This is a genomic window from Glutamicibacter sp. TV12E, from assembly GCF_052441935.1.
In the GTDB taxonomy this organism is placed as follows: Bacteria; Actinomycetota; Actinomycetes; order Actinomycetales; family Micrococcaceae; genus Glutamicibacter.
This window is the reverse complement of record NZ_JBQVVF010000001.1, coordinates 2,580,473-2,594,195: the sequence shown is the minus strand read 5'-3', so window position 1 is coordinate 2,594,195 and position 13,723 is coordinate 2,580,473. Positions and strand designations below refer to the sequence as shown.

17 protein-coding genes are annotated in these 13,723 nt (G+C 59.7%); 9 read left to right on the top strand and 8 right to left on the bottom strand.

Going from position 1 to position 13,723, the window contains the following annotated elements; all coding sequences use genetic code 11:
* The first annotated feature begins 37 nt into the window (after positions 1-37).
* The 3 genes from ACT7DV_RS12215 to ACT7DV_RS12205 all read left to right on the top strand — a co-directional run bounded on the left by ACT7DV_RS12215 (position 38) and on the right by ACT7DV_RS12205 (position 2,974).
* Positions 38-1,186: an acetyl-CoA C-acetyltransferase gene (locus tag ACT7DV_RS12215; protein WP_444662873.1), complete on the top strand. Its 1,149-nt coding sequence runs from the start codon at positions 38-40 to the stop codon at positions 1,184-1,186.
* 59 nt (positions 1,187-1,245) lie between these two features.
* On the top strand, positions 1,246-2,445 hold the full coding sequence (locus ACT7DV_RS12210; RefSeq protein WP_444662871.1) for an acyl-CoA dehydrogenase family protein: 1,200 nt from the start codon (positions 1,246-1,248) through the stop codon (positions 2,443-2,445).
* A 64-nt stretch (positions 2,446-2,509) separates the two neighbouring features.
* Positions 2,510-2,974 carry a phage tail protein gene (locus ACT7DV_RS12205; RefSeq protein WP_444662869.1) on the top strand — a complete coding sequence of 155 codons (465 nt, stop codon included), beginning with the start codon at positions 2,510-2,512 and terminating at the stop codon, positions 2,972-2,974.
* On the opposite strand, the gene ACT7DV_RS12200 is transcribed toward ACT7DV_RS12205, so the two are convergent.
* Positions 2,971-3,804, bottom strand: a complete 834-nt coding sequence (locus ACT7DV_RS12200) for an MBL fold metallo-hydrolase (RefSeq protein WP_444662868.1) — start codon at positions 3,802-3,804, stop codon at positions 2,971-2,973. The two genes, ACT7DV_RS12205 and ACT7DV_RS12200, sit on opposite strands and share 4 nt — an antisense overlap.
* 245 nt (positions 3,805-4,049) lie before the next feature.
* On the opposite strand from ACT7DV_RS12200, the gene ACT7DV_RS12195 reads away from it, so the two are divergent.
* From ACT7DV_RS12195 to ACT7DV_RS12185, 3 genes are read left to right on the top strand one after another with little or no spacing between them, the layout of a single operon-like run.
* The gene (locus tag ACT7DV_RS12195; protein ID WP_444662866.1) at positions 4,050-4,733 is read left to right on the top strand and encodes an MSMEG_4193 family putative phosphomutase; all 684 of its coding nucleotides are present in this window, start codon (positions 4,050-4,052) and stop codon (positions 4,731-4,733) included.
* A gap of 10 nt (positions 4,734-4,743) precedes the next feature.
* Complete coding sequence (locus ACT7DV_RS12190; protein ID WP_444662864.1) at positions 4,744-5,271, top strand: DUF3090 domain-containing protein; 528 nt, start codon at positions 4,744-4,746, stop codon at positions 5,269-5,271.
* On the top strand, positions 5,268-6,035 hold the full coding sequence (locus ACT7DV_RS12185) for an SCO1664 family protein (protein WP_444662863.1): 768 nt from the start codon (positions 5,268-5,270) through the stop codon (positions 6,033-6,035). The genes ACT7DV_RS12190 and ACT7DV_RS12185 overlap by 4 nt, the downstream gene beginning before the upstream one ends.
* Here ACT7DV_RS12185 and ACT7DV_RS12180 read toward each other — a convergent pair.
* The 4 genes from ACT7DV_RS12180 to ACT7DV_RS12165 all read right to left on the bottom strand — a co-directional run bounded on the left by ACT7DV_RS12180 (position 6,032) and on the right by ACT7DV_RS12165 (position 8,633).
* Entirely contained in the window at positions 6,032-6,562 is a 531-nt protein-coding gene (locus tag ACT7DV_RS12180; protein ID WP_444662861.1) for a GNAT family N-acetyltransferase, read from the bottom strand. The genes ACT7DV_RS12185 and ACT7DV_RS12180 overlap by 4 nt on opposite strands.
* Positions 6,559-7,281, bottom strand: coding sequence for a class I SAM-dependent methyltransferase (locus ACT7DV_RS12175; protein WP_444662859.1), 723 nt, complete (start codon positions 7,279-7,281; stop codon positions 6,559-6,561). Before ACT7DV_RS12175 ends, ACT7DV_RS12180 begins: the two co-directional genes overlap by 4 nt.
* Positions 7,282-7,293: 12 nt before the next feature.
* Positions 7,294-7,719: a VOC family protein gene (locus ACT7DV_RS12170; protein WP_444662858.1), complete on the bottom strand. Its 426-nt coding sequence runs from the start codon at positions 7,717-7,719 to the stop codon at positions 7,294-7,296.
* An 80-nt stretch (positions 7,720-7,799) separates the two neighbouring features.
* A complete protein-coding gene (locus ACT7DV_RS12165) occupies positions 7,800-8,633 on the bottom strand; it encodes a hypothetical protein (RefSeq protein ID WP_444662856.1) in 834 nt (277 codons plus the stop codon).
* Positions 8,634-8,767: 134 nt separating this feature from the next.
* Between ACT7DV_RS12165 and ACT7DV_RS12160 the strand changes: the two genes are divergently transcribed.
* Positions 8,768-9,268: a mycothiol transferase gene (locus ACT7DV_RS12160; protein ID WP_444662854.1), complete on the top strand. Its 501-nt coding sequence runs from the start codon at positions 8,768-8,770 to the stop codon at positions 9,266-9,268.
* Between the two features lie 256 nt (positions 9,269-9,524).
* Here the strand turns inward: ACT7DV_RS12160 and ACT7DV_RS12155 are convergent, their stop codons facing one another.
* A complete protein-coding gene (locus ACT7DV_RS12155; RefSeq protein ID WP_444662852.1) occupies positions 9,525-10,169 on the bottom strand; it encodes a dihydrofolate reductase family protein in 645 nt (214 codons plus the stop codon).
* A 771-nt stretch (positions 10,170-10,940) separates the two neighbouring features.
* On the opposite strand from ACT7DV_RS12155, the gene ACT7DV_RS12150 reads away from it, so the two are divergent.
* Positions 10,941-11,546 (top strand): TetR/AcrR family transcriptional regulator, encoded by a 606-nt coding sequence (locus ACT7DV_RS12150; protein ID WP_444662851.1) that lies wholly within the window; start codon positions 10,941-10,943, stop codon positions 11,544-11,546.
* Positions 11,543-12,145 (top strand): GNAT family N-acetyltransferase, encoded by a 603-nt coding sequence (locus ACT7DV_RS12145; RefSeq protein ID WP_444662849.1) that lies wholly within the window; start codon positions 11,543-11,545, stop codon positions 12,143-12,145. Before ACT7DV_RS12150 ends, ACT7DV_RS12145 begins: the two co-directional genes overlap by 4 nt.
* A 371-nt stretch (positions 12,146-12,516) precedes the next feature.
* Here the strand turns inward: ACT7DV_RS12145 and ACT7DV_RS12140 are convergent, their stop codons facing one another.
* Positions 12,517-13,056, bottom strand: a complete 540-nt coding sequence (locus ACT7DV_RS12140) for an isochorismatase family protein (protein ID WP_444662847.1) — start codon at positions 13,054-13,056, stop codon at positions 12,517-12,519.
* Entirely contained in the window at positions 13,053-13,352 is a 300-nt protein-coding gene (locus tag ACT7DV_RS12135) for a HigA family addiction module antitoxin (protein WP_444662845.1), read from the bottom strand. The genes ACT7DV_RS12140 and ACT7DV_RS12135 overlap by 4 nt, the downstream gene beginning before the upstream one ends.
* Positions 13,353-13,723: the final 371 nt, after the last annotated feature.

The window sequence follows — 13,723 nt, the reverse complement described above, 5'->3', positions numbered from 1 at the left end:
AACCACTAATGACTTGAGCATTTTCTGGAGGAACCTCATGGCCGAGGCTTACATCATTGATGCATTGCGCACTCCAGTGGGACGGCGCGGAAAGTCGCTCGCGGATCTGCACCCATTGGATCTCGCTGCGGCTCCGCTTGCCGAACTTGTCCAGCGCAATAACGTTGATTCCAAGGAATATGACGAGATCATTCTCGGCTGCATCGACCAAGTTGGCCCGCAAGCCATGGACATCGCACGCAACGCATGGCTCGCTGCCGGGCTGTCCGAAGAAGTCCCGGGAACCACTGTGGAACGCCAATGCGGCTCCGGCCAGCAGGCAGTCTCCTATGCGGCCCAAGCGGTGATGAGCGGCAGCAGCGATCTTGTGGTGGCTGGCGGTGTCCAATCGATGTCCAGCATTCCGCTTTCCTATTCCAACTCCGCAGCTGCAGATTTCGGATTCCCGGACCCTTATCGAGGTTCCAAGCTCTGGGCCGCCCGCTACGGCGATCAGGAGATCTCGCAGTTTCGTGGTGCGGAAATGATGGCCAAGCATTGGGGATTATCGCGCGAGCAACTCGAAGACTTCGCTATCGGCTCCCACGAACGGGCGCTCAAAGCCCAGGCGCTAGGATACTTTGACCGTGAGATCTTAGCCCTCGGCCAATTGCAGGCGGATGAAGGCCCCAGGGTTGTGGATCGCGGCAAGATGGCCAGCTTGGCCCCCATCGTCGAAGGCGGACTGCATACTGCTGCCACTGCTTCGCAAATGTCTGATGGCGCGGCCATGCTCCTGATTGCCTCGGAAGTTGCGGTCAAGCGATACGGTTTGAAGCCACGAGCGCGCATCCACCATGTCTCCGCGCGGGGCGATGATCCAATCATGATGCTCTCAGCACCAATTCGCGCCACCAAGTATGCGCTGGAACGCACGGGCATGTCCTTAAAGGACATGGACCGCATTGAAATCAATGAAGCGTTCGCAGCGGTCGTCCTGGCATGGCAGAAGGAAACCGGCGCGGACATGTCCAAGGTCAATGTCAACGGCGGAGCCATCGCCCTAGGACATCCCATCGGCGCCACCGGGGCGCGCTTGATAACCTCGTTGCTGCATGAGCTGGAACGCAGCGGCACCAAGTGGGGCCTGCAAACGATGTGCGAAGGCGGCGGGCAGGCAAACGCCACCATCATCGAACGGCTTTAGCGTAGCGCCGGAGCGGGAAAATCTGCAGGCCATATGCGCTGCTGGAAAGGGCAGATATCGTGACCACTGATCCTTGGAAAACCTACGACCTGAGCCAGCCGCTGGACACCGACTATCTGTCAGCCTTCGCAGAAATCACCCCGGCGGACCGGGGCCATTGGCAGCGGGCCCGGCTATTTGCCCAGGAAGTCATGCCGGTCATCAATGGGCACTGGGACGCAGGGCACTATCCAACGGAATTGGTCCGGCGGATGGGCGAGCTGGACCTGCTGACCGATGGCCTGGAGATTCCCGGTCATGAGGTCTTCTCCCCGCTCGCCGCAGGCCTGGTGGCCATGGAGATTTCCCGGGCGGACGGATCGATGGCCGCTGCCGCCGGAGTGCAGGGAGGACTGGTTCTACGCAGCTTGAAGCTCTTCGGCACCGCGGAACAACAAGAGCGCTATCTCGAACCGGTCGCCACCGGAGCACTCCTGGGCGGATTTGCGCTCACCGAGCCGCACCATGGTTCTGACTCGGTCAGCTTGGAAACCAGCGCTCGCTTGCAAGGCGACCAGTGGATTCTCAACGGCCACAAGAAATGGATTGGCAATGGAGCAGCGGGCGGCATCACCATTGTGTGGGCCCGGGACCACGCTGACGGGCAATTCAAGGGATTCATCGTTGAGCAGCAAGCTCCGGGATATGAGGCCACCCCCGTTCGCGGCAAGGGCGTGCTCAGGGCCATCGAGCAAGCGGAGATCAGGCTCCACGAGGTGCGCATACCGCGCTCTGCCCTGCTGGCCAACGCGGTTTCATTCAAGGATGTATCGAAGGCGCTGGTTGATACCCGGGTCAATGTGGGCTGGTCGGCGCTGGGCCACGCATTATTCGTATTTGAAGCCGCGCTTCAATATGCCAAGCAGCGCGAACAGTTCGGCAAGCCGCTGGGCGCCCATCAAATGGTGCAAGAGCGCCTGGCACAAATGCTCGCAGAGCTGACCAACATGCAGCTGCAGTGTGCCGCGGTGGCGGCCGAACAAGCGGCCGGCAGGCTTCGTCCGGCACAGGCTTCATTGCTCAAGTACCACAACACCCGGGCTGCCCGCCGGGTCGCGGCGACGGCGAGGGACATGCTTGGCGGCAACGGGATACTGCTGGAAAACCATGTGATTCGCCATATGGGGGACATCGAAGCGCTGCATACCTATGAAGGCACCGAATCGGTGCAGGCGCTGATCTTGGGCCGCGATCTGACCGGGTTGAGCGCGTTCGGCTGAAACCGTCCGCTTTGATCGCCTACGATGAGCTGTACCGTCGTAGTTCTAGTGCAAAGGATTGAATATGGCGTATCTGGTCGATTTCAAGGATGTCTCCACCGCGGGATTCGAATCCTCCCCCGTGGCCCAGGCTCTTGCCGGATTGCGGGCAAATGAGGCCCGCTACCTGAAGAACAAATTCGATCACGATCTGCTGCTTGAAGACGCCTCGGATGCCGAAGGCCTCATCGCATGGGTCCACAACATCTTGGCCGAGGAGCGCGATCTCCACATCGCTTCCCGCCCCTTGCAGGCCTGCGTTTTTGAAGCCGACGGAGCCAAGCGCGCCTACGTCTTCTACGAGTCGGGGCTGTCCATCAACGTGCTCTACGGACTAGCCGACGGGGAAAAGCGTGCCGTGGGGTTCAAGCTGTCTGATGGCATGGAGGTTCCCGAGGAGCTCGCCGACAAATTCAAGTTCGCGCGCCAGAAGTCCAAACTGGCCGGCACCATCCGCGGATCCTACTTCGTCATCAAGAACGAGTACTAGTCCCCCAACTGGGCGTACACGTCTTGGACCGCTTCGCGCAGGAATTCCGCTGGCCAGAATTGCAGCAGGCCCGCAGAAAAACGGATCTTCCCGGCCGGGATCCCTTGCGCGTGGGCGGCGCTCAATTCATCGGCGAGCAGTTCAAGCTGCTGCTGTTGCCAAACAACGAAAGCTCGATCCACCGGCGTGCCATGCCCAGGGATAATGGCATCGGACTTGCCGATCCGCTCCAACAGGGATTTGAGGACCAGTGGCCATCCCAGCGGATGCGCGCCGGATCCGAACATCGGCGGTCCTGATTCTTCAATGACGTCGCCGAGGAACCAGATCCCTGCATCCGGGATGCGCACTGCAAGATCCGTATCGGTATGGCCCGGCGCCAACGGCAACAACTCGATATCCCGGCCGCCCGGGCCAATGGTGGTTGGCGCTTCGACCAGGACGGTAGGCGGTGTGAGAACCACCTCCTGCCACGACTTGTCAGGCTCCGTGCCGGGATGGTTCTTGACCTTGTCCAGATGGGGTTTCTCGTAGTTCGCATAGTGCCGGGCAATCAAATGGTGCCCATAGATGGGGATGCCTTTGGCCTTGAAGACCTGGTTGCCGAAACTATGGTCGTAGTGGGCGTGGGTATTGATGGCGGCCATTATGCGCACCCCGAAGCTTTCGGCAACATCCTCGATGATCGCCAAGGCCTCGGCGGGATTATTGCGAGTATCAATCACCACGGCTCCGGCGGGCCCCAAAACCAGTCCGATGGAAACATCCAGCGGGTCATAGCGCCGTTGGAATACGCCATTTCCTACTTCAATCCACTGGCCATTGCCCATGTCCGCTCCCCCTGCTCCCCCTGATGAGGCCTACTGCCCACCAAGCTGCGCAGCTTGGTGAACCAGATCTGATACTAGCGCTGTTTCCGCCACCTGTCCTTGCGGGTTCTTGCTGATTCACCCGCGGGAGGACTGAGCACCTGGGCCGCTGCGAGGTGGTTTCCTCACGGGGTGGGCTTTTTCGCAACAGGGCGGAATACCGCCAAATTCTCGCATGGCTTCCACCCGATGGCTAGGCTGGGATCATGGCCACAGTAATTCTTGTGCGGCACGGCCGCACTACCGCCAACGCCTCTGGTGTTCTGGCCGGACGAGCCCCTGGAGTAAGCCTCGACGAAACTGGCAAAACGCAGGCCGCAAGAACTGCGCTGCGGCTGGCCGAGGTGCCTTTGGCAGGTATCGTTTCAAGCCCGCTGGAACGCTGCCAGCAGACAGCCCAACACATTATCCAAGCGCAAAAGAACGCGCCAGACCTGTTGCTTGCACCAGAGCTCACCGAGTGCGATTATGGCGCCTGGCAAGGCGGCGCCCTGGCCGAGCTTTCCACCCAGGCATTGTGGTCCCAGGTGCAGGCCAACCCCTCTGCTGTCACTTTCCCGCAGGGCGAGTCGATGGCGGGCATGCAAGCACGGGCCGTTGCTGAAATCCGCCGCCTTGACGCCGGATTCGAGGCGGAACATGGAACTGGAGCGGTGTGGGTTGCCGTGAGCCATGGCGATATCATCAAGTCGGTACTGGCTGATGCGTTGGGCATGCACCTGGACCTGTTCCAGCGCATCAACGTCGGCCCGGCATCTGCATCGATTGTCCACTATGGTTCGGGTTCGCCTCGTGTGCACTCGGTTAATACTGACGACGGGGACCTGTCTTGGCTGGCCCCGGGATTGCAAGCAGCCGACGCCCCTGTGGGTGGCGGAGCAGGAAACTAAGGAAGTAGACATGGCGAGCGAAGTCCACGAATTCAACTGGCCGGATCGAGTAGTCATTGGCACCATCGGCGAGCCCGGTTCCCGTACCTTTTATCTGCAAGCACGCGCCGGATCGGACATGACCAGCATTGCCCTGGAAAAGCAGCAGGCAGCCGTAGTCGCGGAAATGATCGATGAAATTCTCGACCAGGTCGCGACCGTTGCGGGGAATTCTTTCAGCGTTCCGACCCATACTCCAGCGGAGCTGGTGGATAACGATCCACTGGAAGAGGTCGACGAAGCCTTCAGGGTCGGGTCTATGAACCTGGGATGGGATGCCACCGTGGCCCAGGTGGTGCTGGAAGCATTTTCTCTTGACGAATCCCATCCCGAAGACGAACCCGGGGCCATCATGCAGGTACGCATGCCCGTGGGCACGGCGCGGGCCTTCGCCATGCGCACCCACGAAGTTGTTGCCGCCGGCCGCCCGGTCTGCTCGTCGTGCGGCTATCCAATTGATCCAGAGGGACATGCCTGCCAGGACCCCGAGCTTTCATGACCCAGCCGGATCTGCTCGCCGGTGAACTCGAACTCACCGGCCGTATCACCACGGCATCCAACGCCACCTTTTTGGGCGCCATCGGTGGCCTGAGCGTGGTCTACAAGCCCATTGCCGGTGAAAAGCCGCTCTGGGATTTCCCCCAGCACACCCTGGCCAACCGCGAAGTTGCCGCCTACCTCGTCTCCGAGGCGCTGGGCTGGAACATTGTTCCGCAGACCTGGCTGCGTGATGGCCCCTTTGGCGAAGGCATGGTGCAGCTGTGGCAAGAAGTGGACTCCGAGCAGCATGCAGTGGATCTCGTGGCCACCGACAATCTCCCCGCAGAAGGCTGGAAAACGGTCTTGCACGGGCAAGACGGCATGGGGCGCCAGGTGAGCTTGCTTCATGAGGATACCGCTGCGCTGCGCCGGATGGCGGTCTTCGACATCGTGGCCAATAATGCGGACCGCAAGGGCGACCACGTGCTGACGATGCCTGACGGCCACCGCTTTGGCGTAGACCATGGGCTGAGCTTCCATGATGAGCACAAGCTTCGCACGGTGCTTTGGGGGTGGATCGGCCAGCCCCTGGACGACGAAGAACTCTCCGGCATTGACCGGGTCAACACCGCATTGGGCTCAACGCTGGGCGAGAATTTGGGCAAGCTGCTCAGCGATGTGGAGCTCGAAGCTTTGCAGCAGCGGTGCCTCCAACTTCGCCAGGACGCCCGCTTCCCCGGTCCGAGCGGTGAAATGCCAGCGGTTCCCTGGCCGCTGTTCTAACTAGGCCCGGACGATGCCTCTGCGCCGCAGCCAAGCTTTCGACGCCAGATCCGCGAGGCTGATTCCACGGTCCCCTGTCGATGGAGTGCCACCTGGCTCGTGGGCTGGTAGCCCATCTTCTTCCAGAATGGTTCAGCCACGTCCGCATTTGTATCCACGACGGCCAGCCGAAGGCAGCCGAGGCCGTCGACTCCGCGCAATTCCATGACGATGGCTTCATGCAGCTTTCGTCCGAGCCCCTCGCCAGCGCGCTGGGAGTCGATCATGAGCAGCCCGATATGCGCGGTCCCTGGCTCGGGCCAGCCAATGATGACATCTGCGAAGGCCAGCAATCGGAGGCCTTCCCACAATCCATAACCACGCTTTTGGGCGGCATCAGCATTGGGTGGCAGCGCCGTGAGCGCTTCCTGCGCCGCTCCGGGCTCAACGCCTTGGCCCTGGATGCGCACAGCATAGCCTGCGTTGGATTCCATGAGCCGCTGCAAGGCGGGCGCATCCTGAAGTCCAACGAGCCCGAAGACGCTCATGCTGCCCGCGCTTCAAAAATCATGACCGCTTGGCTTCCGTCAATTGGAGTCCGGTTCCAGTCACCCCTGATTGCATCAACCTTGAATCCAGCTGCCTGCAGTTGGACTTCCAGTTGTGCGACGGTGCGGAAAGCCAGCACCAGATCTTCATGCACTGTTGCTCCCGTGGTCGCGAATTTCGAGAATGATTCGAGGAGTATCTTCCCTTCGCTGAGTTCTTGAACCTGGCACCATTCAGTCACCGGTCCAAATGGCGTGTCTCTGGTGCATGGCTCTTCGCGCGCCCAGGATTCCCACGCTCGTCGTTCCGGGTTTCGGCTTTCAAAGGCGAGAACAGATCCGGAGGACAGGCTGCGCCTCAAATCCTGCAAGGTTCGTTCCCACTGCTGGTCTGGAATGTGCTGCACCACGTTACCCGTCATGACCGCCAAGTCGAACAGCCCATGATCAAGGGCACGTGAGTCGCCCTCGACCCATAGAACTTCGCTGGCGCCGGCTCGCTGGCGGGCATAGTCAAGCATGGCTGGCGATGGATCCATGCCCACGACTTCACGCCCTTCCTGCGCCAAGGTGACGGTGAGAATTCCAGTGCCGCAACCGAGATCCAGAATGCGTTGCACGCCAGGCTGAACGGCGAGGGATCGGTAATAGTCATGGTCTGGCCCGTCAGGATTTTCTCCGTCGTACAACGCGACAATTCGAGGGTCGTAATCAGCCAAGTAATTCTCGATTCATTGGTTGTCATGCACCTCGCGGTCGGGCGCATTTGGCGATGTCGAAGGAGCCATGATTTCGATGCGATTCCCGAAACCGTCGCGGGCATGAAATCGAATATACCCTTCGAAAGATTCCCGCTCTGCCCACGAGACCTCAAAGCCGCCTGACTTGATCCGATGTGCTGTGGCCTCTAGCTCCGCCAAGGAATCGCACACGAGTCCTGGATGGGCTTTGCCGGCGGGGTTGAATCGCTCCTCTACACCGAGATGGATTTCAGCGACGATGGCGTCGCCGTCATAGGCGCGAAACCAGCAGCCGCCGCGGCCCGCCAGGGCTTCAGGCTTATCCACCTCATGAAGCCCCAGGGCTTGGGCATAGAATCGGCGGGCTTCTGCTTCTTGCCCCTGCGGCATTGAGATTTGTACATGATGCAGTTTCACTTCTTGCTCCAAACCGCGCGTTAATGAGTGATGCCAGTTGGCTAGTCCAGACAGCTTGGATCTACGAATCCCAGCAGTAACTAGCTTTTGAAAAATTTCTTCAATCTCATGATTAGCCCGCCTAGCCGGTCAGCCCGCTGATCCCGTTGGTGCCGCAAGTCCCGTGCCGCTTCTTCTGCATACTCCAGTGCATAGTCATCCTGGCCATCAAAAGCCTGCAGAACTTCGCTCAGAACCCCAATGACCAGTAAATCAATATGGATTCCGGTGATTCGATCCTGCGCATCCCTCGTCTCCAGCACCGGAAATACCCTCCCGGGGCGGGCGATGAGAATTGCTATATTCTCTGCATCCGCTGCCTTGGGCAATCGGGTGAAGAGCGAGCCGAGCGGACCATCGATCTCCGTATCCATGCGGTCGAACCACCCTGTGCCATCGATCCGTGAAATCACCGAATCGAACCAGGTTCCAGGATCATCGGGCATGGCCCGAACGATGGCTTCGGCGTCCACCATTGCAACACTGGACATCTGTGACGACGGTATTCCCTGAAGACCCGGCATCGCGGCTACGCCCTCGACTGGGCGAACACCGCGTTCTGAACCGCCCGTGGCAAAAACCGCTGGGTGGATCGAGGCAGTGGGCTCACCGGACAGCATCAGGCTCAGATAGGCTGGCCTGCTCATCGCCAGATCATAGCTCTCCGGAACCCGCGCAATCGTCGCTATCACCTTGTAGTCTCCCGGTGGGATGGTGAGCTGGCCTGGGTTCTGCAGATGCAGCGGATCGCAGAGGGCCAGTTTGCCCGAGCGTACGCAAAGCGTTCCGAGTACATGCGTTTCTAGCGTTGCCGCTTGGCCGTCGGGCAGCCTGAATGCGCCTGTGCGCAAAGCGAATAATCCGTCGGGGCCCATCGCCATCCTTCCTCGTCCATTCCGTGTTTCAGGAAGCAGTCTCGCCAGGTTCAGCGTACCTCTCCCCATGGTCTCCGGGCTTTCGGAGTTCAACTTTCATGGCCAAGGATCCAGTACGCGTGCAGAATGGGCTTATGAACATTACGGATGTCTTTGCCGATTTCGCCCAGCGCCCCGTCGAGGCTGCCCGCAATCTCCCCGCGCTTTCCGCCGAGCAGCTCAATGCCCACCCAGCCGGGCACCCCAACTCGATCGCTTGGCTGCTGTGGCACACGGGAAGGGAAATCGACGTTCAGCTCGCCCACTTGAGCGGAAGGAACGAAGTCTGGGAATCATACCGCAGCAAATTCGGCTTGGGTGAACTCGGCGATTCTGTTGGGTACGGCCATTCAAGGGATCAGGCCCATCAAATCCAGGTTCCAGATCAGCAGTTGCTGGTGGACTATGTTCAAGCCTGCCTGCACGCTCTCGCGAGCTATGCCCAAACTCTCACGGAAGAAGACTTGGACGAGGTGATTGACCATCACTGGGATCCCCCAGTGACTCGTGGTGTTCGCCTGGTCTCCATCATTGATGATGCTACCCAGCACGTCGCCCAGGCCGCCTATGCGGCCGGCGCTGTTGCAGGACAATAACCGGAGCTGTGCAACACGTGCACTGTTGATGGCCGTCAAGAACGCAGGAGCCCTGAGAAATCATCGAGGTGCCTGCGAATGAAGCGGCCGACAAGCCATGGGCTGTCGTTCCCTGCCATTGGGGATCCAGAGGGCCACCTGATGAACCTCTCCACATCGATCAGCAACGCGGTGCAGTCTAGATTCCAAGCCAAATCCACGGCATGCTGAAATAAGATCCGGCACGAGCCCGCAATCTAGCCAAAGCATCAGAAGCTCACTGACGGGCTTTCCTGTTCCACAATTGATGCGTCAGTCCGCTGGATGTGCTGACCGATTCGATGGTGAACCGGTGTTCCATGCCAGCCAGATGATCCCAGATCCGTACACCAGAGCCGAGCACGATCGGAACAATGACTATGTGCAGGAAGTCGATGAGATCAGCCTGCACGAACTCGCCGACCGTCGATGGTCCTCCGCCAATCCGTACATCCAAACCGCCGGCAGCTTCTTGGGCCAGGCGCAGCGCCTCGTGCGGCGATGCGTCCAAGAAGTGGAAGCTGGTGCCATTAGCGAACTCGATGCTTTTGCGAGGGTAATGGGTAAGGATGAAGCACGGGGTGCGGAAAGGCGGCGCATCGCCCCACCACCCTTCCCATCCATCGTCAGGCCATTCCCCAGACTGCGGACCGAATTTCCGGCGGCCCATGATTTCCGCCCCGACACCCTGGCCCCACATGCTGAACATGGCCTGATCTGCCGTCGTCGGGCCGTCGACACCTTGAATGCCGTGAATGACACGGCCATCGAACCTGGCGAACAGCGCCCCGGCAGCACCGATCGGCCTGTCGATCGTCACCTCATCTCCCGCTGCATATCCATCCGAGGAAACCAAGAGACTGTGAACTCGCGTGCGATGCATGGCATCTCCCTGAACGCTGGCAAAGTGAAATCACTCGAACACTAACCTCGAACAGTATCGCATGGCAAGCATTTCCGAGGACCATGAGCCGGCGGCCACCGCCAGTTCAGCGATCCCGGACCTGCCAGGCACGGAGCTCGTTGGGAAAATCCCGGTACGGGCCACAACCCGGTCGCGCTCCGCGGCGAGCGCATTCCTCCAAGATTTCGCGAGCTGTGAATCGAGGGACAACTGCGCGGGACACGGCGAATCCGCACCACATGAAGGCCTGCCGGCTCGGAGGGCCTGGAGAAGAGATCCAGTACCTGTCCCCTGTTCCGGAATCAGCGCCATGACGCGATCCTCATAAGCCTCAAGATCCGCAGCTGCGCTCTCACGCGCCCACAGGCGTGAGCAGAGTGCCGTGCCTTGGATTTCGATCTTGAACTGCGTGCACCCGCTAGGCGATGACGGCACTGGGATGGAACTACGTGCTTTCATTGCCAATCGCAGGACTATGGTGTCCCGGTCGCCCAGGCGCGGTAACGCTCTCGGACCGCGGGAACCAGTACCTCCCATGCAGCAGGCCAAAACGTGCGAGCCACGCCGACTTGGACGTCGAGCCGGAACTCCAACGAGTTCCGGCACGCACCGACTGCTGGTTGCCGACCCGCAACCGCGCATTTATCCATTGCTACTAGGTTGCCTCCGGTGCCGTCCCAGGTCGAGTGACTGATTGCTCAGTATGCGAACAATACATAGAATGAACAAAAGTTCATTGAAAGGAATACCGTGCCCCGGACGGCTGAGCAGAACGAAGCGTTGCGCACCGCCACGCGCCGCGCCGTGGAGACAGCTGCTGTCCGGGTGTTCGCGCACCGCGGTTACGCGGCCACGAATATGCGCCAAATCGCGGCCAAGGCAGGAATCAGCACCGGCGCGATCTACCGGCATTATGCGAGCAAGGAAGAGCTATTCGATGAACTGATCGACCAGGCCTCGCGCGGGCTGGGGACAGTCACTGTGCAACTCTCGAGCGATGGAGATCCGCTATCCATGATCCGATCTTTCACCGAGGACTACGTGGCGGACCTCGCGGCGAACAATGGCTCAGCCGAGTTCTACATGATGGTAAATCAGTGCGTCACGACAGACACCCCCGAAGGAACCTCATCTCGGCTGGCCTCAGCTCAGCGAGCCACCTGGCAGGCATTCGACTCGCTCATCGCGCGAGGCCAGGACAAGGGCCAGATTGCCCAGGGGGACTCCTCTCGGCTGACCGCCCACTACTTCGCCATGCTGACCGGCATCACAACGTTGCACGTTGGACTGGGCGAGGAATCGGCGCAGCCCGATGTCAACCTGATTCTGCGAGTGCTAATTGGAGGATCCCAATGAAGATCGAAGTCGCCCGTGCGGACGAACTCGGAGAGGAATACCGGTACCAGATCGCGGAAGTTCTCACGCAAGGATTCGCCGAGGATTTCGCCTTCTTCTCCAAGAACGCGAAGGCACTCGCCGACGCGTTCGCCCCGATGCTTATCCTGGAGCGCTTCCACATCGCGCTCGTCGACGGCGAGCCCGCGGCGGTCGCGGCCGTCACCGAAAGCGAGCAGGAGTGCTTCAAGCCTGATCGGCGCAAGCTCCAGCGCGTGCTCGGTCCAATACACGGGATGATCAGTTATCGGATCACCCGAAGCCAATTCATGGGGGCCTATGACGGTGCCCGCGACGGCCTGGCCGAGATTGCATTCGTCACGACAGCGCCGCAGCATCAGGGCAAAGGCGTAGCCACTGCGCTAATGCATCGGCTCCTGGAGTTGCCCTCCGACGAGTTCGTGCTGCGCGATATCAAGGACACCAACACCGCTGCCCTCGGTCTGTACGCCAAGCTCGGATTCACCGAAACGCAACGGCGACGCATCAGGTTCGCGAAACGAGCCGGGTTCTCCGCATATGTCTCGATGAGCCTCAACCGTGCTGAGGCAGATGAGTGAAGGACACCCGAATTAGACAGGCAGGGAGGTACCTTTCGGTTTTCTCTCCCCTAGCCTGAACCATAGGGGAAAAGCGAAGTTCATCAGGATTGCGGCGCGGTTTAGCCTTTGAGGCTGTCCATTCACCCGCCGCAACACAGGGCCTGATGACGTCGGCTACTTGCGGCGTTGTCGCTGGAAGAAATATGGCTGATGCCCCTTGAACGGCGTCCCTGTTACTGAGAAACCATCTTTACCGCCCGGAAAATCCTGCGACGGCTCAGGTCCGAGATGCACGAACGCCCCCGGATCCAAAAGAAACCGAGGGCGTTCGAGCTGAGAAGTCTTAGACGTTGAAGCGGAACTCCGCGCCGTCGCCACACATGCCAACCTCAGAACACGACGTCAGAATGAGTCGCTACATCGAACCGTTGTCCCGGATATCGCAAACCTGCGTAGTACATGTTCGTGTGTGCCACGATCTGTGCCCCTGTGACAGTTACGCCATCCCACTCGGCATCCCCTGTGGTGTGGGCGTCGCCCACAAGAGTGACGTCGTATCCCTCAACGGCTGCACGCTGAGTCGTCGTTCTGATGCAATAGTCCGATTGGGCCCCTGCAATAATCAAACGTGTCGCCTCTAACCGGTCGAGCGTTTGCCTCAGGAGCGTCTTCGCGAACGCGTCACGATAGTTCTTTCTCACTACTGCCTCGCCGTCGATCCATTTAAGTGGATCGACAAGATCCCATGCGGGAGTGCCCGCACCTACTGGATCGTGCATCACCCAGATCACCGGAACGGACCGCGATCTCGCCCGTTCGACGAGCTTAGCAACACGTTTGGCAACGCCATCCGCATCGAAGCATCCTGGGACTACGCCCTGCTGCATATCAATGATCACGAGTACTGATTCAGCAGTATTCGACATCATGCGACCTTCAACGGCTTGATCTCAGCGATCCGGTCGCCGGCAAGGTCTTGGGCAATCTCCAGCTCATAACGCGTCTGCAGATTGAGCCAGAACTGAGGCTCCACACCGAAAAAGCGTCCGAGGCGCAGCGCGGTGTCCGCTGTGATCCCCCGCTTGCCGTGCACGATTTCATTGATCCTGCGCGGCGGGACACCGATCGACACCGCGAGCTTATTCTGGGTAATGCCGAACCCTTCGATGAAGTCCTCCATCAGGATCTCCCCCGGATGGATCGGCGGGTAGAGTTTCTCGACCATCTCTTCTCCTACTGGTAGTCCTCGACATTCACGTCCTCAGCGCCAGCTTCGGTCCAGCGAAAGCAAATGCGTCACTGATCGTTGACCCGAATGCTGTGTTGGCCAGCCCGATCGCCTTTGAGTGCCTCCAGCCAGTTGCCTGGTGGCACTCAAAGAGCACCCAACGTTGTCACAGCATCGAGCAGATGCAACTTGAAATTCGCGGCTTTATGGATGCGTGGGTCCAGTCGCTTCGCCAGCTCTCGACGCCAGACCTTCTCTGTGTCGCGGTCGGCGAACGATCTGATCATAAAACAAGTATATAACGGACTTCGTTAATAACGTTAGACGTTATGCAGGAACTACGTCAGTCTCTGGCACTGAGCAACCCT